General features: G+C 40.2%; 26 protein-coding genes, 1 tRNA gene and 3 pseudogenes. 23 read left to right on the forward strand and 7 right to left on the reverse strand.

Translation table 11 applies throughout. The annotated features are described in order from the left end of the window. Window positions 1-67 precede the first annotated feature (67 nt). The gene (locus ACN6OV_RS06195) at window positions 68-1,042 is read left to right on the forward strand and encodes a bile acid:sodium symporter family protein (RefSeq protein WP_427950888.1); all 975 of its coding nucleotides are present in this window, start codon (window positions 68-70) and stop codon (window positions 1,040-1,042) included. A gap of 379 nt (window positions 1,043-1,421) precedes the next feature. After that, window positions 1,422-1,646 carry a 50S ribosomal protein L31 gene (gene rpmE / locus ACN6OV_RS06200; RefSeq protein ID WP_427950821.1) on the forward strand — a complete coding sequence of 75 codons (225 nt, stop codon included), beginning with the start codon at window positions 1,422-1,424 and terminating at the stop codon, window positions 1,644-1,646. 91 nt (window positions 1,647-1,737) lie between these two features. Here the strand turns inward: rpmE and ACN6OV_RS06205 are convergent, their stop codons facing one another. Genes ACN6OV_RS06205 through epmB form a run of 3 tightly spaced genes read right to left on the reverse strand, consistent with a single transcriptional unit; the run spans window position 1,738 to window position 6,622 of the window. Next, a complete protein-coding gene (locus tag ACN6OV_RS06205; RefSeq protein WP_427950824.1) occupies window positions 1,738-3,864 on the reverse strand; it encodes an EAL domain-containing protein in 2,127 nt (708 codons plus the stop codon). Then, on the reverse strand, window positions 3,846-5,591 hold the full coding sequence (locus tag ACN6OV_RS06210) for a GTPase (protein WP_427950827.1): 1,746 nt from the start codon (window positions 5,589-5,591) through the stop codon (window positions 3,846-3,848). Before ACN6OV_RS06210 ends, ACN6OV_RS06205 begins: the two co-directional genes overlap by 19 nt. A gap of 14 nt (window positions 5,592-5,605) precedes the next feature. After that, window positions 5,606-6,622 (reverse strand): EF-P beta-lysylation protein EpmB, encoded by a 1,017-nt coding sequence (epmB, locus tag ACN6OV_RS06215; protein ID WP_427950830.1) that lies wholly within the window; start codon window positions 6,620-6,622, stop codon window positions 5,606-5,608. A gap of 387 nt (window positions 6,623-7,009) precedes the next feature. Here epmB and efp point away from each other — a divergent pair, with 387 nt between their 5' ends. The 21 genes and pseudogenes from efp (at window position 7,010) to ACN6OV_RS06320 (ending at window position 24,288) form a co-directional block, all read left to right on the forward strand. Continuing rightward, window positions 7,010-7,579 (forward strand): elongation factor P, encoded by a 570-nt coding sequence (gene efp, locus ACN6OV_RS06220; protein WP_427950833.1) that lies wholly within the window; start codon window positions 7,010-7,012, stop codon window positions 7,577-7,579. A gap of 177 nt (window positions 7,580-7,756) precedes the next feature. Continuing rightward, the gene (locus tag ACN6OV_RS06225; RefSeq protein WP_427950835.1) at window positions 7,757-9,856 is read left to right on the forward strand and encodes a carbon starvation CstA family protein; all 2,100 of its coding nucleotides are present in this window, start codon (window positions 7,757-7,759) and stop codon (window positions 9,854-9,856) included. Window positions 9,857-9,866: 10 nt separating this feature from the next. Beyond that, window positions 9,867-10,172: a YbdD/YjiX family protein gene (locus ACN6OV_RS06230; RefSeq protein WP_427950837.1), complete on the forward strand. Its 306-nt coding sequence runs from the start codon at window positions 9,867-9,869 to the stop codon at window positions 10,170-10,172. Window positions 10,173-10,465: 293 nt separating this feature from the next. Beyond that, complete coding sequence (locus tag ACN6OV_RS06235; RefSeq protein WP_427950840.1) at window positions 10,466-11,422, forward strand: AAA family ATPase; 957 nt, start codon at window positions 10,466-10,468, stop codon at window positions 11,420-11,422. Between the two features lie 11 nt (window positions 11,423-11,433). After that, the gene (locus tag ACN6OV_RS06240) at window positions 11,434-12,339 is read left to right on the forward strand and encodes a DUF58 domain-containing protein (RefSeq protein ID WP_427950844.1); all 906 of its coding nucleotides are present in this window, start codon (window positions 11,434-11,436) and stop codon (window positions 12,337-12,339) included. A 3-nt stretch (window positions 12,340-12,342) separates the two neighbouring features. After that, on the forward strand, window positions 12,343-14,355 hold the full coding sequence (locus ACN6OV_RS06245) for a transglutaminaseTgpA domain-containing protein (protein ID WP_427950847.1): 2,013 nt from the start codon (window positions 12,343-12,345) through the stop codon (window positions 14,353-14,355). A gap of 32 nt (window positions 14,356-14,387) precedes the next feature. Beyond that, window positions 14,388-14,464 (forward strand) — tRNA-Val (locus ACN6OV_RS06250). A 185-nt stretch (window positions 14,465-14,649) separates the two neighbouring features. Beyond that, window positions 14,650-15,855 (forward strand): tyrosine-type recombinase/integrase, encoded by a 1,206-nt coding sequence (locus tag ACN6OV_RS06255; RefSeq protein WP_427950849.1) that lies wholly within the window; start codon window positions 14,650-14,652, stop codon window positions 15,853-15,855. Continuing rightward, window positions 15,848-16,405 carry a hypothetical protein gene (locus ACN6OV_RS06260; protein ID WP_427950852.1) on the forward strand — a complete coding sequence of 186 codons (558 nt, stop codon included), beginning with the start codon at window positions 15,848-15,850 and terminating at the stop codon, window positions 16,403-16,405. Before ACN6OV_RS06255 ends, ACN6OV_RS06260 begins: the two co-directional genes overlap by 8 nt. Window positions 16,406-16,499: 94 nt before the next feature. Continuing rightward, window positions 16,500-16,703, forward strand: coding sequence for a helix-turn-helix transcriptional regulator (locus ACN6OV_RS06265; protein ID WP_427950854.1), 204 nt, complete (start codon window positions 16,500-16,502; stop codon window positions 16,701-16,703). Then, window positions 16,700-16,918 carry a helix-turn-helix domain-containing protein gene (locus tag ACN6OV_RS06270; RefSeq protein ID WP_427950856.1) on the forward strand — a complete coding sequence of 73 codons (219 nt, stop codon included), beginning with the start codon at window positions 16,700-16,702 and terminating at the stop codon, window positions 16,916-16,918. Before ACN6OV_RS06265 ends, ACN6OV_RS06270 begins: the two co-directional genes overlap by 4 nt. Then, on the forward strand, window positions 16,915-17,154 hold the full coding sequence (locus ACN6OV_RS06275; protein WP_427950857.1) for a hypothetical protein: 240 nt from the start codon (window positions 16,915-16,917) through the stop codon (window positions 17,152-17,154). Before ACN6OV_RS06270 ends, ACN6OV_RS06275 begins: the two co-directional genes overlap by 4 nt. Continuing rightward, window positions 17,151-17,354 carry a hypothetical protein gene (locus ACN6OV_RS06280; RefSeq protein ID WP_076753823.1) on the forward strand — a complete coding sequence of 68 codons (204 nt, stop codon included), beginning with the start codon at window positions 17,151-17,153 and terminating at the stop codon, window positions 17,352-17,354. Before ACN6OV_RS06275 ends, ACN6OV_RS06280 begins: the two co-directional genes overlap by 4 nt. Next, window positions 17,351-17,662 carry a hypothetical protein gene (locus ACN6OV_RS06285; protein ID WP_427950860.1) on the forward strand — a complete coding sequence of 104 codons (312 nt, stop codon included), beginning with the start codon at window positions 17,351-17,353 and terminating at the stop codon, window positions 17,660-17,662. The genes ACN6OV_RS06280 and ACN6OV_RS06285 overlap by 4 nt, the downstream gene beginning before the upstream one ends. Then, window positions 17,655-18,056 (forward strand): hypothetical protein, encoded by a 402-nt coding sequence (locus ACN6OV_RS06290; protein WP_427950863.1) that lies wholly within the window; start codon window positions 17,655-17,657, stop codon window positions 18,054-18,056. The genes ACN6OV_RS06285 and ACN6OV_RS06290 overlap by 8 nt, the downstream gene beginning before the upstream one ends. Then, complete coding sequence (locus tag ACN6OV_RS06295) at window positions 18,049-20,166, forward strand: DUF3987 domain-containing protein (protein ID WP_427950866.1); 2,118 nt, start codon at window positions 18,049-18,051, stop codon at window positions 20,164-20,166. The genes ACN6OV_RS06290 and ACN6OV_RS06295 overlap by 8 nt, the downstream gene beginning before the upstream one ends. 242 nt (window positions 20,167-20,408) lie before the next feature. Beyond that, window positions 20,409-20,732: pseudogene (gene ssb, locus ACN6OV_RS06300) on the forward strand (single-stranded DNA-binding protein); the annotation flags it as partial. Window positions 20,733-20,754: 22 nt separating this feature from the next. Beyond that, window positions 20,755-21,312, forward strand: coding sequence for a hypothetical protein (locus ACN6OV_RS06305; protein ID WP_427950869.1), 558 nt, complete (start codon window positions 20,755-20,757; stop codon window positions 21,310-21,312). Window positions 21,313-21,449: 137 nt separating this feature from the next. Next, window positions 21,450-22,439: a major capsid protein gene (locus tag ACN6OV_RS06310; RefSeq protein ID WP_427950872.1), complete on the forward strand. Its 990-nt coding sequence runs from the start codon at window positions 21,450-21,452 to the stop codon at window positions 22,437-22,439. Window positions 22,440-22,496: 57 nt separating this feature from the next. After that, window positions 22,497-22,916: a hypothetical protein gene (locus ACN6OV_RS06315; RefSeq protein ID WP_427950874.1), complete on the forward strand. Its 420-nt coding sequence runs from the start codon at window positions 22,497-22,499 to the stop codon at window positions 22,914-22,916. Further along, entirely contained in the window at window positions 22,909-24,288 is a 1,380-nt protein-coding gene (locus tag ACN6OV_RS06320; RefSeq protein WP_427950877.1) for a phage terminase large subunit, read from the forward strand. The genes ACN6OV_RS06315 and ACN6OV_RS06320 overlap by 8 nt, the downstream gene beginning before the upstream one ends. A gap of 546 nt (window positions 24,289-24,834) precedes the next feature. On the opposite strand, the gene ACN6OV_RS06325 is transcribed toward ACN6OV_RS06320, so the two are convergent. From ACN6OV_RS06325 to ACN6OV_RS06340, 4 genes and pseudogenes are all read right to left on the reverse strand, one after another. Further along, window positions 24,835-25,161, reverse strand: coding sequence for a four-helix bundle copper-binding protein (locus ACN6OV_RS06325; RefSeq protein ID WP_427950880.1), 327 nt, complete (start codon window positions 25,159-25,161; stop codon window positions 24,835-24,837). Between the two features lie 89 nt (window positions 25,162-25,250). Then, the gene (locus ACN6OV_RS06330; protein WP_427950882.1) at window positions 25,251-25,484 is read right to left on the reverse strand and encodes a DUF2171 domain-containing protein; all 234 of its coding nucleotides are present in this window, start codon (window positions 25,482-25,484) and stop codon (window positions 25,251-25,253) included. A 218-nt stretch (window positions 25,485-25,702) separates the two neighbouring features. Next, window positions 25,703-26,346: pseudogene (locus ACN6OV_RS06335) on the reverse strand (DUF421 domain-containing protein). A 70-nt stretch (window positions 26,347-26,416) separates the two neighbouring features. Beyond that, window positions 26,417-26,686 (reverse strand): annotated as a pseudogene (locus ACN6OV_RS06340) (hypothetical protein); the annotation flags it as partial. Window positions 26,687-26,763: the final 77 nt, after the last annotated feature.

Raw genomic sequence — 26,763 nt, forward strand, 5'->3', positions numbered from 1 at the left:
AATTCATTTGCTGGGCATTTTAAATGTCTGCATGGACTATTCTGCCATCTCAATACAGGACGTAATGATGTTAAAACTATTGGCATTGGATCGCTTTACAATTTTACTTTTTGTGATGGTTATACTAGCGACCTTCTTTCCTGTAAGTGGTTATGCTGCTGAGATTTTTGGCATTATTACCACAGCAGCCATTGCCATACTTTTTTTCTTGCATGGTGCCAAATTATCTCGTGAAGCGATTGTCGAAGGCATTATGCATTGGAAATTACATGCTTTAGTATTTGCCTTTACTTTTGCCCTGTTTCCAATTTTAGGCCTTATGGCCAAACCGATTCTTATGCCAATGTTAGGGCAAGAGTTGTATTGGGGCTTTTTGTTTATGTGTTTCTTGCCTTCTACAGTGCAATCATCGATTGCATTTACTTCGGTGGCGCAAGGAAATGTGGCTGGGGCGGTATGTAGTGCATCATTTTCAAATTTAATCGGGATGTTCATTACTCCAGTTTTAGTTGCGTACTTTATTCTCGGGCAATCCACACATGACTATGATCCGACGGCATCAATTATCCAAATTACCTTGTTGCTCTTGGTTCCATTTGTGCTGGGGCAAATCTTGCGCCCTTGGATATTTCCATATATGAAGAAAATGCCTGAGATTGTGAAAGTCTTTGACCAAGGTTCGATTTTGATGGTGGTCTATGGTGCGTTTAGTAGCGCAGTTGTGGCAGGATTATGGCATCAAGTCAGTGGCATGACTTTATTTTTACTGATCGTTGTATGCTCTGTATTTTTGACCATTATTATGCTTTTGGCACTTTATGTTCCAAGATGGCTGGGCTTTAGCCGAGCTGATCAAAAAACAATTTTCTTTTGTGGCTCGAAAAAAACTTTAGCCAGTGGTGTTCCAATGGCGCAAATCTTATTTATTGGTCAGCCTTTGGGGATGATTGTCCTACCAATTATGATCTTTCATCAAATACAGTTGATGGTCTGTGGTGTACTTGCGAATTTGTGGTCAAAGCAAAGTCGCGGTCAAGAATGATCCGCATGTAAAAAGGCTATGTAAAAAACTCGGGACATCTCAAGTTTTTTATTGATCAATGTTCATTAAGTGATCTGAACTTCTCTAAAATTTACGTCAAAAATTTATGCCATGAAAAAATGCAGTACAAATGCTATTTAGATTGGGCACAAGTTAATAAGAAGGTAATTAAGCCTGAAAGATCTATTTATTAACACTAAAAATTCAGCTATAATTTGCCCCAACTTGTTGTGCTTAGCTCTGACGGTATCCGTCTCGGTGGGCCAAAAGAATGGTCTGTTGTGGTGTTGATCTGCTTTAAAAGCTTTCCTTGTAGAAATACAAGAGTGATCAATTGCGATGACAGCTAAACCTTCTTGAATCTTAGGAGTAATCGACGATGCGCGCCGATATTCACCCAAAATATGATACTTTAGTTGCTACTTGTTCATGTGGTAACGTAATCGAAACTCGTTCAGCTCTTGGTAAAGAAACGATTTACCTAGACGTATGTTCTGCTTGCCACCCATTCTACACTGGTAAACAGAAAAACGTTGACACTGGCGGTCGTATCGACAAATTCAAACAACGTTTTGCTGGTATGTCACGTTCTATCAAACGTTAATATCCAAAACGGAAAAACGGGCTTTAAGCCCGTTTTTTTGTGCCTATCAAAATCGAATATTCAGATAGGCTTGGTTGATGTGTTCAGAACCTTATTGGTCCTGAACATCAATGAGATGATCGAGTTTTTTCTGGAAGTAATCACCTTGAATAAAGCGAACATTGACATTCCAAGCATTGGCGAACAGGGTCATATCGTTTAATTCGCGTAGCAAGATTTCAACCGTTTTGACCTCTTGGAAACTGCTGATTTTTTCCTGCAACTCTTGGCAAGATTTTTCATTTTCCAACATTTTTGTTAATTTGCTATCCAGCGTTAAGCAATTTACATCCATTTGACGGAGTAACGATTCGCTATACATCGAATGACCAAAATGACGTAAAGCTAAATCCGCACCATTCTTACGTAATTCAATAAAGGCTTTTTGTGCCGCAGCAATATTGAGCTGAATATCTTCTTCGGCAAATTGCAGAATCAACGGATTTTGCAGTTTACTGCGAATAATCGTGATGAGCTTAGAAATAAACTCAGGGAAAGTACGATCGTTATACAGAACTTCTTTGTTCAGATTGACAATTAATCTTGCCTCTGGGAATTGAGTAATAAAGTTATGCAATTGTTTGCATGATTCCACCAAAATCCAGCGATCTAATTTAATCGACAGTTCAGAATCTTCTGCTAACTCACGAAGCTGGGCAATATCTTTCCATTTATTTTCGAAAATAAAACCGCTCGTGACTTCATAGGTATAGAGATGAGAGTCTTCTTTATCGTAAAGTTGTTGATATTTCAAATGAATCTCACCACGTTCTAAGCAGTTTCTAAGTGCTTTAATAACAGGAGGTTCATCACTGATTGCAACTGGGGTAATTTGTACTTCAGGCGTACTAAACTCTACGCTTGGAATATCCAATTCAAGTGGAATATTTAAGTCAATTTCCGGTGCTTGTTGATTGATTGGGAGGGCAGTGCTAAAAGCTTGAGAAATATAGTTTTCGAGCTGTATATCATCACGAATTTCATTATTGATGACGGCATAACCCAAACGTAAATTTAAAGGATAAGTTTCATTATTAACATTGATTAATTGAGGCTTGCTTAAGGTATTAAGGCCAATCAATTTAGACTCAAGTTTTGCCTGATTATCTGCTTGGAATAATGCAACAATTGCACCATTATCTAAATTAAATAATGGCGCATGGGTTTGATCTTTTAAAAAGGCTTTAATGTTACTGAAATAGTTTTTAAAGGTAGTCCAATCCGTCTGCAATACGGCATCTGGGCACGAAGAAAGTGTGAATATCACCAATGTATTGATATTCGATGGTTGTTTGGTAATGGTGCGATTAATCTGCTGAAAAACTTTGGGCTTTTGCGCGGTATGTTCAACAGCTGGGCTCGCAGATATAGCGCTTGGATTGTGCATTTCGATTGCCAACTGCAAGGCGTCATCTTCTGCAGCAGCAATGAACTCAAGCTTAAGTGGATTTTGTCCAGAAACAGCAATATTTTGAGATGAAAGATCGAAACGACCTAAATCGAGTTGGCCTTGACTGATTTTCTTAAAACGCTGTTTAAACTCATTTAAATCATTGGGTTGTAATAAATCGAGTAAAGGCAGACCAATGATATCATCTTCATTTTTAAGGCCAAATAAAGTCAGATATTCAGCATTGGCCTGAATGTGAATCCCTTCTTGAATCATGGCAACCGCTTTACGACTGTCGTCAACTAAGGATTGAGTTTGAATTTGTGCAGTTTCAAGCTCTTCCATTAAATGCTGTTGCGATTGTTGTAAACGACTGAACGATAAAGCACGAATAAGACCGATATAGAAACTTTCAGGCTCAGCTAAATCGACAATGTCATAAATGCCTTTTTTGATGAAGCCTGCATATTGCTCAGCTTGATAGTCTTCAGGTTTAAGCAAAATAATCGGTAAATTGGGTTGGCTTGATAGTTGAACCAAACTTAAGGCTTGTTCATATTTTAAATCATAAGCACGACCGAAAATGATTAAGTCCCAATTGAGGTTCAGCTGTTTTTCAAAATTTTGTAGATCATCCAGTAAAGTTGCTTGTACTTGATGCTCGCTGTCTGTCAATAGATCACGTATCTGGTTAAAACGTATTTGATTATCATCAATAATAAGTAATCGGGTTTCTGTACGTTTTAGCTTTTTGGATAGTAATGGATTTCTCACTTCAATGCTTCCCATAAGTCATTATTTTTGATTTCATTGCTCTGTTTTGCAATAAAGTCTTTAACGACATTTTCTTGCTCTTCATTCAATAATTCATATTCAAAACGGATAAAACTTTGTGTTACCAGTTGTGCTTTGGTGAGGTAAACTTTTAAATCTTTTTTACCTAAACGTAGGTGAATAGTCTGTTTTTCACGGAACAGATTTGACCCCGGTAAGATTAAGGTGGTCGAAACTTGATCGAGCTGAGAGGTCTGAACCATTAACGCAGGCTGATGGTTCGTTGTATTTCGATCCGTTCGAATATGCACCGAACACGGATATAAATCTTGCGCTAATACTTCAAGCCCGAGTTCTAAGCTCTTCTCTGTTGATTGTTTAATCCAGCGAATCACGCCGCCACGCCATTGGCTTTGGGCATTTTCTTGAATCAGGATAAATTCACCAGTTTTTAAGTTGCTTGGTGTCGGCCCTGACCATTTAATGCGATAACCATTGACGCTAATATCTAAAACTTCAGCACTGTGAATTTGTTTGGCTTCACGGTCCAAAACTTTCGCATTAGACATGCCGGTTGGAATATTGGATTCTGTCGAGTTAGCAAATGAAGTTTCATTGTGGAATTGGTAATTGTTTTCTAAATCCAACGTTTCTGTGAAACTTTTCCCTTTAGACAGATAGAAGTGAGCCACCATTAAGCTAAAGCAAAGATTAATTTGTGCTGAATATTCATAGCGTTCATGACGGCGTTCGGTATTGTTGGTCAAAATATTATGGATATGGAAATACAGCGCAGGGGTTAAAAATAGCTTTTCATTTTTCGATAAATAATTGCCGTTTTTAGTTTGGGTTTCAGTTAAATGATCCAGCAAGCTTTGTGTCGAAATATAGACGCTAGGTTGATAGGCATGATTTTGTTTCGAGTTATAGACCGGCGGGTGGTCTTTTGATGTATCGACAATATAACGCGCAAGCGTGGTTTCTTTCGGTAAAACCTGCACCAATTTAGCCCAGTCAAAACTACATAAATATAGCCCTTGAATTTCTGCTGGACGGATTTGATTATTATTGAAAATATCCAGCAAAATGAGCTGTGAATAGGCTTGCGCAATATTGGCAATTTGATGCTGTGTACCCAGAAGTTGATTGACATTACTTTGATAAAAATTATTTTCAATCGCGCATTCAATTAATTGATGCGCTGCACTCCATTGACCTGAAATTGGCGTGGTATATAACATCTGTTGTTGATACAGCAGTAAGCTTAGTTGTTGTAGGGCATAGTAAATAGATGCAATACGGGCGGTTTTTAGGCTTTTTTTATGCCCAAATGAAAAGATCGAAAATTTTTGCTGATTTAGTTGTTGATTGCAACGTTTGGCAATATCAATATAAATCTTGGCAAAATGGCTGCGCAGCAACATCGCCAATTCAATAATTTGATCATTGCGATCGGTTGTAATCAAACTCTGATTGGTAAAGTGCTTTTCTAAGCTGGTTAGTACACTTTCTAAGGTTGGATGCAGAATTTGAATCAAATCAAAGCGCAACATTTCTTGGCATTTCAGTTCAGAAATTTCAAGTAATGCATTAAATAAAGCTTTGGAGGATGTTCCGAGCTGTAAAATTGAAATGCCATTTAACCACTCTTGTAATCCTTTGGCATTGGTAGGACAAAAGCTGAGTTTATCCAGCTTTAATTCAGTCGGATTGTAGAACGTATCTGAAGTCTGCGTGGTCATCGTTATTATTTAACTCAAAAAGTTGAAGCCCCAAAAAGCGGTGTCTTGTTTTTTTCGCCCGCAATTTCCCGTACAAGTTTAGGAACCAAATAGCCAGGTAGGTTCTCTAAAACTTTTTTATAAATTAAATCTATGTTCTCGGTCGGCGTATCAAAATGATGCGCACCTTTAACCTTGTCTAGAACATGTAGATAATAAGGCATTATGCCTGCGTCGAATAAACGATAACTTAATTCGACCAATACATCAGCAGAATCATTGACCCCTTTCAATAATACGGCTTGGTTAAGTACGGTAATTCCACATTTTACAAGCTGTTGAAGCTGGCTACACGTGAAGTCATCGAGCTCAGATGCATGATTCGAGTGTACCACCAGAATAATCCGTAGCCTACTGTTTTTTAAAATAGAAACCAGCTCTTCATCGACACGGTTGGGGATTACGATCGGAACCCGTGAATGAATTCTCAGAAATTTAATTTGAGGAAGAGTCGATAAACGATCGATCCAGACTTTTAATTTGCGATTTGATAGGGTCAGTGGGTCACCACCGCTTAAAATCACCTCATTAATGTCGGGTTGTTCTTCAATATAGTGCTTAATATTTTCCCAATCATCATTTTTAGGTAAGTTTTCTTGATAAGGAAAATGGCGACGGAAACAATAGCGACAATGAATTGCACAAGCGCCAGTTAGGGTCAGTAAAAACCGTGATTTATATTTATGCAGTACACCGGGTTGTTGGTTGGCTTGCTCTTCACCGAGCGGATCGGTGATAAAGCCTGCATGTTCTTCAAGTTCTAAATGATGTGGTAAAACTTGTAATAATAGTGGGTCTAAGGGATTCCCTTTTTGCATTTTTCCAACAAATGCACGCGGTACACGCAAGCGAAATTGATTCACAGCCAATAAAGCACCCGATAGAAGTTGCTCTTGTGAAAGCTCTAGTGTTTCGAGTAATTCTTGAGGATCAGTGATTAGATCACTCAGCTGAGTTTGCCAGTTTTGCTCTTGAAATAAATAGTTTATCATGCCGGATGTTTAAAAATGCAGGGTAGTGATTGGAGAGTAAAGTCGAATGTCATCTGCACTTTATTTATAAAATGACTTAAGTTTTTCGACATTTTATAAAAGGAGGGTTGCAGTGAAATATTCAATTCAACTTTTCATAAGCGCTAATTTTACCTGTTCGCAAGCGTTGTATAAACAAAGTTCTGTCATGTCTGCATGTAAGTTAAGCAGCTTAGTCCCTTTCTTGGGGAATTTTTCGTTGCGACAACGTGCATTGGTCATTTAGAATACGTAATATCACATTAATGTGCATGTGGCAGCCAATGTTCAGGTCAGTTCTTGCTAAATGACGTGTTACAGCCCATAGCACCTATAGATTAAAGTTAGTAAGTTTGGAGTGAGCCAGTCATGGCCTATTATTCTACGAATGATTTCAAGTCGGGCCTTAAGGTCATGCTTGACGGTAACCCATGTTCAATCATGGAAAACGAATACGTAAAACCAGGTAAAGGCCAAGCTTTTAACCGCGTAAAATTACGTAACCTTAAAACTGGTAAAGTTTTAGAAAAAACTTTCAAATCTGGTGATTCACTAGAAGCTGCTGACATCCAAGAAGTAGAAATGAACTACTTGTATAACGATGGTGAAATGTGGAACTTCATGGATCCAGAATCTTTCGAACAAATTGCAGCTGACAAAATTGCAATGGGTGACGCTGCGAAATGGCTGAAAGATGACTCTAACGAACTTTGCACAATTTTATTGTGGAACGGCGTTCCTTTAACAGTAAATGCACCGAACTTCGTGGTTTTGAAAATCGTTGAAACTGATCCAGGTGTACGCGGCGATACTTCAGGCGGTGGTGGTAAACCTGCTAAGCTTGAAACTGGCGCAGTTGTACGTGTTCCATTATTCGTACAGCAAGAAGAAAGCGTTCGTGTAGACACTCGTACGGGTGATTATTTAGAACGTGCATAATGGTTTTAAAATAGACTATTATCGAAAGGGATGATCAAAATCATCCCTTTTTTTATGCCAAAGTATTAGATGAAAAGTAAAACATGAGGAGTAGAGTCGCAAGGGAAAAAACAGCAGTACCTCGAACAAGAAAAACGTTAAAGCTGATTTTATGCAAACAGATTATGAGGGATTGAGATGGAATCTATTCAAAAGAAGCCCGGAACAGTGTCAAAGCTGATTTGGATTCTTGTCGCAATTGTAGGTGCAGTTTCCTTTGGGATACTCGCAGTCAGCCGCGGTGAGCATGTTAATGCTGTGTGGCTTATCTTGGCAGCAATCTGTGTATACAGTATTGCATACCGTTTTTACAGTTTATTTATCGCCACAAAAGTTTTTGAACTGAATCCGCGGCGTTTAACGCCAGCGCATCGGCTTAATGACGGTTTAGACTATGTGCCGACCAATAAAAGTGTGTTGTTTGGACATCACTTTGCCGCCATTGCCGGCGCAGGACCTTTGGTCGGGCCGATTCTAGCAGCGCAAATGGGTTATTTACCGGGAACGCTCTGGCTGTTAATTGGCGTTGTACTGGCAGGCGCAGTACAGGATTTTTTAGTCTTGTTTATTTCGACCCGCCGTGACGGCCGTTCACTAGGTGAAATGGCCAAACAGGAACTTGGTTCCTTTGCTGGCGTGATTGTCATGCTCGGTGCTTTGGGCGTAATGATCATCATCCTTGCCGTGTTGGCATTGGTGGTAGTCAAAGCCTTGACCAATAGTCCTTGGGGCGTATTTAGTATTGCTGCAACTGTGCCGATTGCCATTTTTATGGGCATCTACATGCGTTACCTGCGTCCAGGTAAAATTGCAGAAGTGTCGATCATTGGTTTTGTATTGATGATGGCCGGCATTATTTATGGCGGCGATGTGGCACAGCATCCTTATTGGGGGCCATTCTTTACCCTTTCGGGCACTGAGTTGACTTGGTGGTTGATTGGTTACGGCTTTATTGCTTCAGTCTTGCCTGTTTGGCTATTGCTTGCGCCGCGTGATTATCTATCCACTTTCTTGAAAATTGGTGTAATCGCAGGTTTGGCCGTCGGTATTATGGTGGCAATGCCAATGCTGAAAATGCCGTCCGTGACGCATTTCGTTGATGGCACAGGCCCTGTATTTGCAGGCTCCATGTTCCCATTCTTATTCATTACCATTGCCTGCGGTGCAATTTCAGGTTTCCACGCGCTAGTGTCTTCTGGGACAACGCCAAAACTGGTCAATAATGAGATGGATATCCGCGTGATTGGCTACGGCGGTATGCTGATGGAATCTTTTGTTGCGATTATGGCGATGGTCTGTGCAACGGTGCTTGAGCCGGGTGTGTATTTTGCAATTAATGCGCCAGCAGCCGTACTGGGTACGACAGTGGAATCAGCCTCTGAAGCGGTACGCAATCTAGGCTTTGTGGTGACGCCAGAAACACTGAGCTTATTGGCAAAAGAAGTGGGTGAAAACTCAATTCTGTCACGTACCGGTGGTGCACCGACATTTGCGATTGGTATGGCGCATATCATTACGGAAATTTTTAACAACCGTTCAATGATGGCGTTCTGGTATCACTTTGCCATTCTATTCGAAGCACTCTTCATTTTAACCGCAGTTGATGCGGGTACACGCGCTTGCCGTTTCATGGTGCAGGATACTGTCGGTATTGTGATTCCAGCGGTGAAAAAATCACATAACTTCTTTGGTAATTTGCTCGGTACAGCGGTTGCGGTTGCAGGTTGGGGCTTCTTTGTTTACCAAGGTGTGGTTGATCCGTTAGGTGGTATTAACAGCTTATGGCCACTGTTTGGTATTGGTAACCAAATGCTGGCAGCGATGGCGCTGATTTTGGGTACAGTCATCCTATTCAAAATGAAGAAAGAGAAATATGTGTGGATCACGATTATCCCAACGATTTTTCTCTTCATTACCTGTATGACAGCAGGCTGGCAAAAAATCTTCCACTCCAACCCAAAAATTGGTTTCTTGGCGCAGGCTGACCGTTTTAATGCCGCTATTGCGAAGAATGAACTTTTGGCACCGGCAAAAAATATGGCTGAAATGCAGACCGTTGCATTCTCTAATCAAATTAATGCCGTATTGTGTGGCTTCTTTATGATTGTTGCTGTGGTGATGGTGATTGCTGCGATTGGTGTGGTGCGCAGAGCTTTAGCTAGCCCAGTACCGACTGTGCATGAAGCGGAAGCGGTTTACCGCGACCCTGAAGACATTGTTGCATCGAATCAGCACTAAGTAGGAGATAGTGATGAATCTGAAATTTGCAAAAAGTGGAAAAACTGTGATTTATAAAATCATTAAAATGACCATCATGTCGCAAAAGGATTTGATCCTGAATCCAAAAAACTGGTCACGCATTGCGACTTTGTGGCAGCGTTTGCAGCAAAGTTTTCGCTTAATGGTGGGTGTTCCGGATTATCAAAATTATTTGGAACACATGAAAAAACATCATCCAGATTTGGAAGCGATGGATCCGAAAACATTTTACCGCTATTGTGTGGATGCACGTTATCCATCTGCAGGTGGTGGCATGAAGAAATGTCCATGCTAATTTGCATAAGCTAAAGTCATTAAAAGCGCCTTTCGGGGCGCTTTTTTTATGGTGCAGTCCATTTTGCAATTGGTTTTTGAGTCGAAAAAATCAACAGACATAAAAATATAGACCTCTACGATGTCAACGTAGCACGTGATGATCCAAGTTGAATCTATTGGAAGAGGTAAACCTTTTGTATTGAATTGCTAAAAATTTTGCATCGCCATTCATACTTGAAGCAGAAACGCTGTATTTCTCCATAAAAACCTGTATGTTAGTGCGAGATCGACTTTTTTATTGGGGAATAAAAGGTGTTTTGGGGAACAGAAAACAAGCAAGAACAAAAATCTTTAACGACATTGGATGAGCAGAAACTTGCAACTTTTTATCCTAAAATTAATGCCTTTTTAGATCAAATCAATCAAATCATTTTAGATAAAAACCAACAAACTAAATTGGCTTTGGCTTGTTTATTGGCTGGTGGACATGTGCTGTTTGAGGATTTGCCAGGCCTAGGGAAAACCACTTTATCAAGTGCATTGTCACATTTAGCGGGGCTTAAATTTCAACGAATTCAATTTACCAATGACATGCTGGCTAGTGATGTGATAGGGGTGAATATGTTCAATCAAAAAGAACATCATTTTGAGTTTAAGTCGGGGCCGATTTTCACCCAAATTTTACTGGCCGATGAAATCAACCGCTGTAGCCCTAAAACCCAAAGTGCACTTTTGGAAGCGATGGAGGAGAGCTATGTGACGGTTGATGGGGTGCGCTATGCTTTGCCACAACCGTTTTGGGTAATTGCCACGCAAAATCCACTATTCCAAAGTGGAACATATGCCTTACCTGAATCTCAACTGGATCGATTCTTGATGCGTTTATCTCTAGGTTTCCCTTCAAGACACGCGGAAAAATTACTGCTGCAACAACAGTCACGTCACGATTTAATTGCGATACTTGAGCATGTATTTTTGGAAGCTGAGATTCTTGCGCTACAAAATTATGTGAATGAGATCCATGTCAGTGAACATTTGCTTGATTATATTTTGGATTTAGCAGAAGAAAGCCGTAAGAATCGACATGGTTTATCGACCCGAGGTGTATTGGCACTGAAAAAAGCAGCACAGGCCTATGCACTGATTGAACAACGTACTTTTGTCACGCCTGATGATGTGCAAGCGGTATTTGTTGCGGTAGTGGCGCATCGAATAGGATTGTCTGATGCTGAAGCAAAGCAATTGCTCCAACAGGTTGAAATTCAATAAGGAGCATTGCTTTGTCTGCTATGTGGCAAAAGTGGGTCGCCAAACGATTTCAATTTCAGAGTCAAAAACAATTGGCTCAAAAAGATGTGCTGATTTTTATTTATCAGCAAGGTTATCTGTATTTGGTCTTGATTTTGATCACTTTTATTGCAGGTGTGAATTATGCTAATAACCTGATTCTTGGCTTTTGTTTTTTAATTAGCGCTGTGCTGTGTATTAGTTTTTATATTACCTTTAAACAATTGCATGATTTATCCATCGAAGTAGAAGTGAAGGATATTCCACAAGTTGGTGAAGTGCTGCAATTACAACTTTATTTTAAGCAACGTTCACTACAACAGCGTTACCTTTGGATCAAGACTGAATCTCAACTGCATCAGGTTTTAATACAGGACAAAAAACACAGTTTTATTCTAAATTTTAATGCTGAAAAACGGGGTGAGTTTCAATTTCCACCGATCCAAATTTTCAGTGTATATCCGTTTGGATTGGTTCGTGCATGGACCTATTTATATTTATCGGACCAAGCTTGGATTGCACCGAAAGCAACAACATACTCTGCGGAAAATAAGCATCATCAACAGGCATTTGAACCCGATCTGGATGAGTTTCGTGAATTAAGAAATTATCAATTGGGGGATTCACTCAATGCGGTGTCGTGGAAACAAGTGGCAAGAGGGCAAGGGCTATACGTCAAGGTATTTGAGCAGTTTGAAGATCAACATCGCCTTGAAATTCATTATCAACAGATGCCTGCACATTCTCATGAAGAAAAGCTCAGTTTAATGATGGGGTTGGTGGAACAGGCAGAACAACTGAACTGTCCATATGCCGTGTATTTACCCAAGGCTGAATTGGCCATCGGAATCGGACAACAGCAATTTAGGGCGGCTAAATTGTTATTGGCGCAGGCTTAGCCCATGATAAAAATCTCAATTCATTATTCGATTTTAATTATGCTGGCGCTGGTCTTAGCAGCCCAAGTTTTGTTTATTCCGACTGCAACGTCAGCGGTTCTGTGTCTGATTTGGCTCTGTTTGTTATGGAGTAAAATGAATCAGAAGCCTTTAGCAAAAATTTGGACCTTTTTATTGACCATTGTTGCACTCGTGACGATTTATATCAGTCATCAAACTTTTATTGGCATTGAGGCAGGTGTAGCAGTATTAACGACTTTTTTATTTGCCAAGTCGTTGGAAACCAAAACACGTCGCGACGTGATTGTTTTATTTAATTTTGCACTCTTTGTGATTGCCAGCAGCTTTCTATTTAGTCAGTCTTTTGCGATGGCAGCTATTGTCATATTGGCCTTATTTAGTTGTTTTATTGGTTTGTACCGTTTACAAACGACTGATTTTATTTCCACATCTCAGGTCGAGTTAAAGTCGTTACAGCAAGATTTTGGCCATGTTGGGAAATTTCTAGGATTAGCTGTCCCATTTTTTGTACTGCTATTTTTATTTTTTCCACGTTTACCGCCCTTATGGCACATTCCAATCCCTGAAAATAAAGCCACGACGGGTATCAGTGACAGCATGTCGCCGGGTGATATTGCGGAACTTTCACAGTCTAGTCGTTTAGCCTTTCGCATTATTGGAGATATGAAAGCCTTGCCACCACGTCATGAGTTATATTGGCGTGCCATGGCGCTAGATGAATATGATGGCCGAACATGGACCAGTCATTTTTTTAATCAACAGATCAATCGAACAGATAAGCTGACGGTTCAAAACCATAAAACGCTGGATTATCAATATTTGGCTGCTGATCCGAGTGTCATGTGGGTGATGTCTCTGGAGAAGTCTATTCCCAATGAACAGCGTTACTTTTTGGGGCAAGATTGGAGAATTACGCCGTATCGTCTCACTGCACGTCATGAACCGATCCATTTAAAATGGCTAGGTTCTGCCAATCCAAGCTATCAGGTAGCGGGGCTTCAGCAACTTGAACGATTCAACAGCCGTTATACACAACAGTTGGATTTAAAGTCGCAGCAACTCGCGCAAGAGCTTTGGCAAAAAAGTCATGCCAATCCTGAGCAATATATTGCATTGGTGCTGAATTGGTATAAGAAAAATCATTTTAGTTATAGCTTGAATCCCGGTCTATTGGGTCAAAACAGGATTGATGATTTTTTATTTAGTACAAGGCAGGGTTTTTGTGAACATTATGCTTCGAGCTTTGCCATGCTGATGCGTTATTCAGGTATTCCTGCTCGAATTGTGGTGGGTTACCAAGGTGGACAATTAGCACCAGATGGAAAAAGTTGGGAGGTTCGGCAACTAGATGCACATGCATGGACAGAAGTGCTTTTAGATGGAAAATGGCAACGCTTTGACCCTACAGCAATGATTGCACCGCAACGTATTGAGGGTGGGATGCAAGACTATATGGAACAGGATCAAACGGTATTTGGAGGCCAGCAATCGGCTTGGGCATATAAACAATTTTCAATGATGAAGAACTTACGCGTATGGAGTGATTACGCAAGTTATCAATGGCAGAGTAAGGTTGTGGGCTATAACGCAGATGCACAGCAACAATGGTTCAAAAAAATAGGTATCCAATCGAGCTACATGGGCATTTTATTACTCATAGTGAGCATCGCTGGATGCGTTGGATTCTATTATTTGTGGCAAGTCAGAAATAGCTATAAAGCATTGAGTAAATATGAGCGAGCGATTCATTCATTTTCAAAAAAACTACCGATGCAAGCTCAAAAAATGAATCATGAGAGTTTTAGAACATGGTTAATGCGTTTGTCCTCAAATTTAGCCGAAGAGCAACAACAGTCTTTTCTTGACGCGATACAGATTTATGAACGTTCAGTATATGGTGCGGATCAGCAGTGTCTTGAAAATATGCAACAATTTAAGAGTTTGCTTAAAAAGTGTTCGCAAACACTAAAAATGCGTGAAAAGGACTTGTCTTAAAAAATAAAAATGAATATGATGCTACGCATTCTAGGTTTATAGCTCAGTTGGTTAGAGCGCTACGTTGACATCGTAGAGGTCACCAGTTCGAATCTGGTTAAACCTACCAATATACTAAAATCATATGTTGTTACATAGCTTCACATAGTAATTAAAGCCCTGAATTATAATGATTTAGGGCTTTTTTATTGCTTTTCTTAAAGTCGAATAACGCTATACAGTACAAAATTCCTTGTACACTCTTATGTACACTATTAGAATATATAACTCAGTGTACAAGCAAGTGGCTGCATTATGAAAAGAACTGCAATCAAGAAAAGACCTCTATCAGATACAGTGCTGGAAGGTTTGGAGCCGGAAGATAAAGAATATCGTGAGCTAGACGGAAACGGACTTTATTTTCGTGTGCAACCAAATGGGAAGAAGGGCTGGTTATTCAGATATAAAAAAGAGAGTGGCAAGTGGTCATGGTTAGGCATTGGTACTTATCCAGCGATTAAGGGGGCTTCTGCACGTAAGAAAGCAGCAGAACTAGCTGAGAGCATGGCTAATGGTGAATTGATACAAACGAGGGCTGACATAAAGCAGCAGCAGGCGGATCAAGATAACTTGATGTTTGGCGTACTGATGACGGACTGGTTAGCAACTAAGGAGCCAAGCTGGGACGCTGTGACTTATGATAAAGCTGTGAAATCAATAGAACGGCATATCATTCCGGCCTTTGGTCATCGTGATTATTCTCAGATTGAACCTCAAGAATGGCTTGATTTTTTTCACGGATTACAGCGAAATCTGGGTATTTATACACAGACAGAGAAATTAACTTCATATTGTCGAAGTGCCTACAACCTTGCCAAGTTTAGGAAAAAGATTAAATACAATCCACTGGAGGGTATAACTGAGTTTTTAGATAAAAATAGCTCAGGCAGTATGAGTCATGTCAGCTTTGATGAGCTGCCTAAATTAATTCAATCAATCCGAACATATCCATCAAGACCAATCGCAATAGGACTGGAATTATTAATTCTCTTATTCCCTAGACCTTCGGAACTTCGGGAGGCTGTCTGGTGCGAGTTTGACTTAGATCGGGCTGAATGGGTGAAGCCAGCCGAAAGAATGAAGAAAGGTATTATTCACGCTGTACCACTACCGCACCAAGCAATAACCCTACTTAAAGAGCTTCAAAAATATAGAACAGAGTCAGAGTTTTTATTTCCAAGTCGTGACAGTTTAGAAAAGCCAATTAGTAATATGACCTTCAATGTTGCTTTGAACCGACTTGGCTATAAGAACAAACAAAATCCGCATGGATTTAGGCATATTGCCAGCACCGAGCTAAATAAACAATTCAGTGATAAAGCCCAAGTGGTTGAAGCTGCACTGGCACACTTGAAAAAAGGCGTTAAGGGCAAGTATGACAAAGGTACTCACTTTGAAGAACGTGTCGAGATGATGCAATGGTGGGCTGATGAACTGGATCGGATGCTAGCTAATGATTAAAAGGACATATGGGGAAATTCATTCTCAAATCATTGAAGACTATCAAGCAGATGGAAAGGGAGTGCCGACAGAATGTACTTACTTAATTTATGAGTTCTACCAGACTAAAAACCCCAGATATATAGATATGGTTATTCAGATGCTTGAGGGGCTGAGAACTGAACCGAAAGGGATCATATTCAAAGCTATAATTGATGCCTCAAAATTAAGAGCTGATGGCTTGGATTTTGGAAAGAATAAACAGATAAAAAATGATTTTATAAAAAACCAAGCATGTATGCTTATGTTGAATCTTCAAGAGTATCTTAATTTTAATCAGCAGCAAGCGGCTGAGATTTCAGCTTTTTGGGTTTATCAGAAGTTCGGTAAAGCAATATATAAGTCCAGCGTATTAGTAAAAGAATACAGGAAGTATTTAAAACAAAATCAATCATGGATTAATGATAGAAAATCCATGCCAGAGCTGAATGAATCAGCACAAAAACAATGGGAGCTGCTCAAGGATAAATTTCCTTTCCCCCCTGATGGTCATGAGGTTTTAGGCAAATAGGAATTTCTAATTTTAAATCTTCCTAAGAAAAAAAATAATTATGTGAATAATGGGATGTACCGCTTCAAATGAAGTTATATCAAGGTACATTCAAATGCTTATCAAAAAATCAGAAACATGCTCCCGACTAAGCCTAAGTGCTGATGGCTTGCGGAAGTTAATGCTCAAAGATTCTTCATTTCCAAAACCAATCAAGCTAGGCGATAGCAAACAATCCCCAGTTTTCTTCGATGTTAAAGAGCTGGAGCAATGGCTGGAGAAGAAAAAAGCAGAGCGCAATGGGGAGTTTGAAGCATGAAAAACACCCAAAGCGAAAAAATCCTAGCCCACCTTAAACAAGGTCGAACTATTACACAGTTTGAAGCTATCCAGCTTTTCGAATGCTACCGTTTAAGCGCAATCATCAACCGCCTACGCAATGCAGGCCACCATATTGTCACGTATCGAGAGCGCAATAAGTCCACAAGCGGAACTCATGCTCGTTATGAACTCATCCGAGAGGTGGCAGCATGAAAGATTTTGTATTGGCTTCATACCGACCAATGAGAGACGCAGAAACCGAGGCTCATTTAATCGTGAATGATGACGCAATGGTATTCGTGGAGCTTGATGCGGTGGATGGTGCAGAGCTAGAGATTTTAGCAACTCATGAAAAACTGATGAAGAACCCCGATGCGGTGGACGTTGTGGTTTTTCACTATGGCAGCTTAAAGACCTTGTTTGACAAGTTGGTAGAGGTGAAAGCATGAGCCAAATTATAGATTTTAAATCCGAAACTCAAGCCGACAGCCAACCCATGACCGATGACGAAATGCGGTTAGCCAATATTTACGATGTTGCAGTCGGTTTAATTATTGATATTGAGGAGGGGCGCATCTTCTCAATGGCAGAAATCAAAGAACAAATGATTGAAGTCCTAGAAATCATACGAGAGGAGTTTGACGCATGAAAAATAAATCATTCAATATTGCCAACATGCCCAAGTATGGTTATATTAATCGGGCTTTGAGCAAAATCTCAAAGTTAGCTTTGGTCGGCTATGAATACTCAGCGCATACAGTCCGCTTAAAGGGCTTTTTTTGTATGCGTAATTTCTCTATGCGTTCGCATGTTATGGCGAAGCTGGAGGGGGACACTTTCGAGTGTGCCAGTCACCTGAGTTACTGGTCGACCAACCCCTTTCAGCTTTGCCACCTTAATTACTTGGTCGTAATTGGCAAAGCTCCTACAAACTCAGGAGCGCATTCTCATGCCTAATCAAATCAATAAATCAGCTCAAAACTTTTTAGAAAATTCCCAAGTGATTATTGAATCACTAGAAGGCACATTGCTTCGCTTATATGTGAGCTATGACCAGCACGATATATCCGATGCCAAAGCAAAGGCGATACTTAAAGTATGCGAAACGCTGGCAAGTGCTGCTTTAGAAGATATTGAAAGTGCGAGCGCAAAAACAATACTAGACATCTCAATGATTGTTAGCCTTGCTACTGGCATTTTATACACGCTTGAAGAACTGGCGCATTTAAACCTAGCAAAAGGCCATACAGCAGCAGCTATAAATGGATTAACCCTAGCTTGTAGCACATTAAATGAATTGCTAGAAACTGCGGTGGATTATGTGATGAAAGGGGGTAGCCACAATGCTTGATTATGACCACCCCAAAGAACTAATAACACCCGATGCCATTTTAAACGAATGCACCCAGCTTGTATCGTTTAATGATGCTTATTCATCACATCCATTAATACAGCGTTTTGGCAGTCCTGAGCAGCCAATCTGTGTTGATGATGGCAATGTGGATATAAACGGCGTTACCTATGCACAGCCTTTGATTATGCCTATTTATGATGGGTATCTTGAGCTTGTTCAATGTGCTGTCATGCAAGATGGGAAGCGTGTAGCTGTCATTCCTGATGGACTGGCTAAAGGTTTTGCAAGGTATGGTGATTTTGACCATGCCAAGCCAGTAATCATTACTTATGGACTGGAGGCATTCTTTAAGATTGCTCAAACAGGTTATGCCGTTGTATTGGTACTACTGCCTACCCTATGCAGCAGCCATAAAACAGAACTCAAGCCGTATGATTTTGAACAAATACAGTTCGTTATTAATCAGCTATCACAGGCAGGCTATAAGCAGCTTTATTTGCCTGTCAGAATTGAACACATGCACCTTGAGCCATTTAAAGCATTGGAGCAAAACACGGCAGTTAGACTGCTATGCCAGTATTTAAAAATTGGTGTAAATGAATTTCAGATCGAATTAAGCCAGCATGAAAGTGTAAGTGAGGTACTGGCGTTTATTGAGGAAGCTATTGAGCTATTAAGTAAGCCTACCGATTGGGGCGAGTTATTGCCGTTATCTCAATCAGAAACCGTTTTAAATCCTTATCCGATCCATGCACTGCCACCACTGGCACAGGAGGCAGTAAAGGCCATTTCTGAGCATGTGCAATCACCAATTGCTATGACTGCCCAATGTGTTATTGGTGCTATGTCGCATATTGCCCAAGCTAAAGTAAATGCACCCCATCCATTTAATGCACAGGGAGAGCCATGCAGCTTATTTTTGCTTACAGAGGGGCAAAGTGGCAGCCGTAAGAGTACAAGCCGAAACCTGGCAGACCAGGCCATTATTAAGCACGAGCGTAAGCAGTACGAGGCATACAGACAAGAGCTGGAGCAATGGAAAAGCGCACAGGCTGGATTACCTAAAAAAGACCGTGAGGCATATTGTGCAGAGAATCCACCACCAAACGACCCTAGCACCCTATACAGTGACATCACCTTAGAATCTATTGCAGGGCTTTTTATTGACGGCGTTTTAAATAATGCGTCCATTGCCAGTGATGAAGCAGGGCAATTTTTCGGCGGTCATAGCATGAAAGCCGACACACGTAACCAAGCACTAGGAGGCTATGCAAAGTTATTTGATGATGGTTTTGTGGAACGCACCCGATCCAAGTCTAATTTAAACGGCAGTGGACGAGCTTATGACGTTCGATTGACGTTTAATTTGCAGGGGCAGCACGAAGTTCTAGCAGAAGCATTGAAAGACCCAGTGCTAAGGGGACAAGGTTTTTTACCTAGATTTATTCTAACCATTCCCGAAAACCTAGCAGGCACACGCCTACAAGATGCAATCTATCGAAATAAAAACGCAAGCACAGACCATAGGCTTATAGCCTACTGGACACGATGCGAATATCTACTTGATTACTGCCCTCAAGTGAAAGCCGAGCATGAGTTACATAATGGGCGTTATGTTCTGCCTATGAATGAAGAAGCAAAGGAAATAGATGCAGCGTTCTACAATATGTTTGAAGAATTACAGGGCAAAGGGAAACGCTACGAGTACTTACAAGCATTCGCCAGTCGTGCCAGTCAATTAGCGCGCCGTTTAGCTACTGTATTTGCTTATTTTGAGGGCTTGCAGTGGATTGATGCCAAAACCCTAAAGGGAGCTTGTGAGGTCGTTAAGCATTCTTTGAATGAATGGGCAATGTATGCAGATATTGAGGTTAAAACCGAAACGGAAGCGGAACGCCTCATTAAATGGATTGCCAAAAAGTGCAATGAACAAAAGACCGACCGTATAGCGTATTCAAATGTTCAAACCTCATGCCCTAGACCAATGCAAAAGAATAAAAACCTTTTGGAGATGGTTGTAGAGCAGTTGATTGATTCAAGTCATATCAAGATCGAATCCATAGGGCGGACAAGATACGTTGTAATTCACCCTTGTTTAGTAAAATAGTGACTAAGTGACTAAATGAGCCTGAAAGCCTTACAGCTAAAGGGCTTTCATTTAGCAGTCATGGTTTGACTAAGTGACTAAGTGACTAAGTGGAATTAATCATTTAATTTTTTGTTTAGTCATTTAGTCATAGCGGTTTTAGGTGACTGCTAAACAGAGAGCCTTATATATCAATAGTTACAGGGCTATTTAGTCATTTAGTCAGACTTTTGAAGAAAAATATATAAATTGAGAATTGAGCAATGCCAAACGTAAACAAAGTAACTGTGATGGGTGTATTAGGCCGTGACCCTGAAACTAAACAATTTCCCAACGGTGGCAGCATTACGACATTCAGCGTTGCAACTACTGAGTTTTGGAAAGACAAGACCACAGGCGAGCGTAAAGAAGCGACTGAGTGGCACAGAATAACCACTAACAACCGTTTAGCCGAGATTGCCAGTAAGTACCTCAAGAAAGGCAGCAAGGTTTACATTGAGGGCAGCTTGCGAACACGTAAATGGAAAGACCAAAGCGGCCAAGATCGGGAAGTCACCGAGATTAAAGCCGATTCTTTACAACTTCTATAACCATTCAGGAGCATTAAAAATGACAAACCAAACCGAACTTGAAACATTGAAAGCAGAAGTGCAGCAGCTTAAAGAGGAAAAGTTAAAGCTACTGGAGAAAAATCAGGAGCTTCTAGGAGAGGTCAAAGCACTTAAATCTGTGAAGTCTGATAATCAGGCAAAAGATGAGCAGCTTGCAAATATGAAAAACGAGCTAATCACCATCAAGACAGCAAAGGCGAAAAATAATTTCTTTTCTGAATCGGGTGCATTGGCAGAGCATGAAAAATATTTCTTTATGGAGTTAGAGAGTAGCTTAGGCATCAAGTTTGGATTAGATGAAAATGATAACCCGATCTTCACCAATGCCGATGGCTCACCACTTCTGAGAGCCAAAAAGGATGCTGGAGAAAGTGACGTTATCATGTCGCCATTCGATGCAATAGATTGCCAGCAGCTCAAAATGAAAATGATGGATCAGTTTAACCACTTCTTTCCAAAACCTCAGGGGACAGGTGCATTGGGTAGCGGCAGAGTTTGCGAAAGCAAAAAACCAGAAGAAGCTGCCCCAGCAATTAGAAAGTTTGGCATCCGTTAAGATAGTGTTATAATTCAAAGCGTAATCATAAGGCCGTGCCAAGTGTTTACGCTTCCCCCTTGAGCTTGTGGCTCACATCTAAAAGTCTGTGACTTTCTGATCAGTTAAAAATCTTTTAATTGACAGGAAAATCAAAAATGTCGACAACTCGTTTAACTGATGTAATTGAACCCGCAGTTTTTACTCAGTACATCATAGAAAATGCAGTTACAAAAACCCGATTATTTGAAAGCGGTTTAATTGTTCCCAATGAAGTTATGAATAGCCAGCTCAAAGCAGGCGCACATAGTTTTAACACTCCATTCTGGCGTGATCTAGGGGATGACGAAGCCAATACTACAAATGACGACCCTGATGATTTTGCAGTACCAAACAAGCTAAATGCAGCTAAACAATTGGTAAGAAAATCATTCCTTCATAACTCGTGGAGTGCTGCGAACCTTGCAAGCGAACTTGCTGGGGATAGTGCAATTACTCGAATCAAAGATCGTGCAGCCGCCTACTGGGGACGACAGGCACAGAAGCGTTTAATTGCATCCCTGAATGGTATCAAGGCCTCAAATATCGCAAATAATGATAGTGATATGGTTGTAGATATTTCGGCAGAAACCGGATCCGCTTCTCAATTCACCGCATCGTCAGTTATTGACGCAATCGGAACTCTAGGCGACAGTCTGGAGGATATTGTAGCAATTGCAATGCACAGTGATATTTACTTGCAAGCATTAAAGAATGACTTGATCCAGACGGTAGCAGATTCTCAAGGGCAGACTATACAAACCTTCCGAGGTTTATCTGTGCTGGTAGATGATGGCCTTGCAAAAGATGCAACAGGCAACTATACAACGGTGCTTTTTGGACAAGGTGCTTTTGGCTACGGTATTTCAGAGCCGACAGAATCGGCTGGGACAGAGATCGAGAACAAGCCTAGTGCTGGTCGTGGTGCTGGTGTGCAAATCCTCCATAGTCGTGTAAATATGGCAATTCATCCAAGCGGCTTCACTTGGAATGAGGGAACCTTAACAGGTGAATCCCCAACAATTGCAGAGCTAGCAGATGCTTCTCACTGGTCACGAATTGCAGCAGACCGGAAAAGCGTACAGCTTGCCTTCTTAGTCACTAAGTAAGAAAAACAGGGGTGCTTCGGCATCCCTTCTTATTTCAATTATTGGAGGATTAAGAAAATGGCAGTATCTACAGGAACCCGAAAAAAACCAAAACCTAATGCGGCTCAAATCATTGAGCAGATGGCGAGTGAAGGCTATTCCAGACGCAACATAGCGAAAGGCTTGGGCATTGGTTATGACTTGTTTTTAGTTTGGTTAGAGCAATATCCAGAGCTTGAGGAAGCCTTACAGCTTGGAAAGGATAAAGAGCATAAAGAGCTACACAATGCACTCTATAAGGCCGCTACGGAGCAGGGAAACGTCACAGCGGCTATCTTCTTATTAAAAGCTCGTCATGGCTACCGTGAAGGCGACCAATCCGACACATCAAACAAAGTTGCAATTACTTTCCAGCTTCCAGCTCCGGCTCAAAATGCCGATGATTATCTAAGAACAATTGGCAGTAATAGAACCTTGATTGGGGGCGGCAATGAATAAGCAAAAGATCGAGTTAAATCCATTTCAAGAAAAGCTGATGTCTATCCCTGAAAACTACGATATTTTTTTAGGTGGTGGTCGTGGTGGCGGCAAGAGTTACGGCATCGTATTGGCTTGTTTACGGCATATCGAGATTTATAAAGAAAAGGCACGTATTTTATTCTTGCGAAAAACTTATAAAGGACTGGCAGACTTTGAGCTAAATTGCCGTGAAATCTTCGGGATGATTTACGGCACAGCAGCAAAATACAATCAAGGGGAGCATGTCTGGAGATTCCCAAATGGTGCTTATTTAGAGCTGGGACAGTTGGAAACCTATGCAGATTATTCCAAGTATCAAGGCCGATCTTTTAACCTACTCATTGTCGATGAAGCTGGACAATATTCCGATCCGGGCTTATTGGACATGATGAGGTCAAACCTTCGAGGATCGAGAGATATTCCAATCCGGATGATGATTGCAGCCAACCCAGGTGGAGTAGGTCATCACTGGTTAGCAAAAAGATATGTATTTAATGGTAATACTCCCTGGCTACCTTTCTTCGAGGAAAAATCACAACGTCAGTGGATTTATGCACCAAGTACCTTTACAGATAATACTTGCATTGATCAGGAGCAATATCTTCAGCAGCTCAAAAGTTCATGCCCAGACGATCCAGAGTTATTAAAGGCTTGGACTGATGGAGATTGGGCGGTTAATCGTGGTGCTTATTTCGCTTCGGTACTGGAGGAAAAGAGAAACCGAGTAGAGAGCTGGAATATGATTCCTGAAACATGGCGAACTTGGTTAGCTCATGACTTCGGCAGCTCCGCACCTTCTGCAACTTTGGTTATGTGTGAATCTGATGGATCAATTGCGCCTGATGGCTATTACTATCCTAGAGGTTCAATTGTGGTGGTGGATGAGCTGGTTACAAACAAGGCAGGCAATTTAAATCTAGGTTTAGGCTGGACTGTGCCAGTGTTAGCCGAGGAAATTAAGAAGATGTGCCAGTATTGGGATATTAAAGCTCAAGGCGTGGCGGACGATGCTTGCTTTGCTCATGTGCGAGGTCATGCTTCTGCTTCTATTGCTGATGAGTTTAGAGCTGATGGCGTGACATTTAACCCAGCTAAGAAAGCGGATCGAATCAGTGGATGGCAAAGACTCAAGAAGCTACTAGCCAATGCTGGAAAGCCTGATAAAGCCGGATTGTATATTTCTACCCGATGCAAATACTTGTGGGAAACTTTACCGATATTAGAAAGGGATCAGAGGAGAGTTGAAGATATGGATTCTACTGGCCCAGACCATGCAGCCGATGCTTTGCGATATGGATTAAATGCAGTTAATTTTAAAGCTGGACAAGTAAGATTAGAGGGATTGTTATAGATTCTCTTTTATGTGAATTGGTTATATAATGGTCGTGTAGATTATAGTAGCAGCCATTACAATAATCGAATCCTTGAGAATCCCTTGCTTATAATGAGTGAGGGATTTTTTAATGGGGATTATATAAGAAAAACTTATGAACTCCGACCTTTCCGAACAGTAAAAAAGATATAAGAAAGCGGCCTTTGATTGTGTTTTTTTCCTTGATTTTAGTCATTGAAAACCATGCAGGAAAAAGTTATTTGTACACTGATATGTACATTGCTATTTTGTGCATTAAAATTATATTTATAAATCAATATCTTATAAAATAGTTAGGTATTGGTTAAACCTACCAAGATTTATTAATGGCCTATAAGTAAATTAATTACTTATAGGCCATTTTTTTTGCCGATTTTTCATGTTTTATATTTGGTATAGTTGGAAAAATGGCAATATTTACAAGCCTTCTGCGACAAATATGCGACAACATGAAACTACCAAAGCCAAGAAAAAGAGGCGAGATCTAAAAATGCGTATCAAAAAATTGAAGTTGAGTTAAATTTATTAAGACATTTTACGACATTCATTTGCGCACTTACGGCAAATCTCTGCACATTCCTGACAATGCTTATGATCGTGTTTTTCACATTCTTCTGCACATGCTTCGCATACTAAAGCACACACATTGCATATTTCCTTGGAGAATGGTGAATTTCTTTGTTCAGCTTTAGCGCACAAGTGACATATATCAGCACACTCTAGGCATTTTTGAATACATTCACGCATCATTTGTAGATGTTCTTCATTTAAGCATTGAGAGGCACACGTAGTACAGGCTAGCGAACACTGAATACATATTTCAGCACATTTTGAAAAGTTTAATGAGTCCATGTTATATACCTTTTTAATCATCGCAGATTCTAAAAAATTAAGGAAAACCCTCTAATCAAGAGGGTTTTCAATACAAGCCTTTAGTGATGTTAAAGTTGTACCCAAGTATCTTTGACTTCCTGAGAATCTTTGGTGAGTATAATTTTATTGTCGGTAATTTCACCCACCCATGAAACTGGAATTAGATGATGGTGACCATCGCCGTGTTTGGTTAATTTAATTTGGTCACTACCTTGCATGTGGTCAACTTCACCCACTTTGGTACCGCATGAAGCAATTACTTCGGCATGGCTCTTAATATTTTCAACATTAATAGCAGTCATCGGATACTTCCTATTTAAATGTGATTGAATAATTACCTTATATTAAATTACTTGTTATATCTGCATTTGAAATAAAAGAGGTTAAATTAAACTGTGAAAGCTTACGACACTGTATAGTTTCATTACATTGTATTATTTAGAAATGACTATTCAAGGATTTAATATTATCTTTTAATTTTTTTCTGATTTTATTGTTCACAACTAAATTTAGATTTAGCTCAATGATGAGATTGGCAACGTGGACACGTTTGAGTTAAATATTTAATTTTTTGAGTATTACCACATAACATACATGAATAATGATGATCGATAATGTGTTCTACTGCTTGTTGATAGTCATCAGGGAATAAAGGCAATCCCCATTTAATATTTTCTTTGCTATAAAGGATCACACTTAGGCAGCCATCAGTTTCTAATAGTGCTAATTTAACTTGCCCTAAATGTTCAACTTTATTTTGGCATATTTCAGAAAAAACTCATCATATGAATATTTTTCTTGTTTAATATCTTCAATGATGAGCAGACCCTCTTTAACAATATACATTGGCCTACCTTCAAGTACAGTTTCGATGGCGTCAGATTTCATCATGAGATATGTTGTTAAACGATAAAGGATTAATATGACTGCAAAAACAACTAAGTCATGAATGATAGGAATATCATCATTAAACATGGGATCGCCAGCTGCAGAGCCAAGACTAAGAATAATGGCGATTTCAAAAATGGAAAGCTGCCTGACACCACGCTTTCCTGAAAATCTTAAAACCAAGATAATAAGGATATACATAACGATGCATCGAAAGATAATTTCGACAACAAAGTTAAGCGTGGTGTCATGCAGTAGAATTCTTATCAAGTCCATTCTTTAACTCTTTATAATTTTTATAATGTCTTTTAAGTTAAATGCTATGAAGAGTTAAGAATAGAAAAAATTATATTCTATCCCATGCATCTTTAATGGCATGTTTAGCTTGCTCCCATTTTAAACGAGACTCAGCTTTTAGATCTTCCCATTTTACTTTCAAATCACTCTCTGAATCTTCAAAGCGTGCATTATCGCCATATTCACTTCGAGCGTGTTGACCTAGCTCATAAGCAGAACGAAGATCGCGGTCATAATCTACATCAGGAAGTTCGCGTTGAATCTCACCATAGTAAGGGCGGTTATTATAATCCGTACGCCAATCGTGAGGAGTCGGATTGTAAGCGTCCGCTGAATCCCATACCTATTTTTTAATTCGATTTAGGTTTCCAGCAGTGCGGCAGCAATTCTTCAATT

The sequence above is a fragment of the Acinetobacter sp. genome (assembly GCF_050285345.1).
In the GTDB taxonomy this organism is placed as follows: Bacteria; Pseudomonadota; Gammaproteobacteria; order Pseudomonadales; family Moraxellaceae; genus Acinetobacter.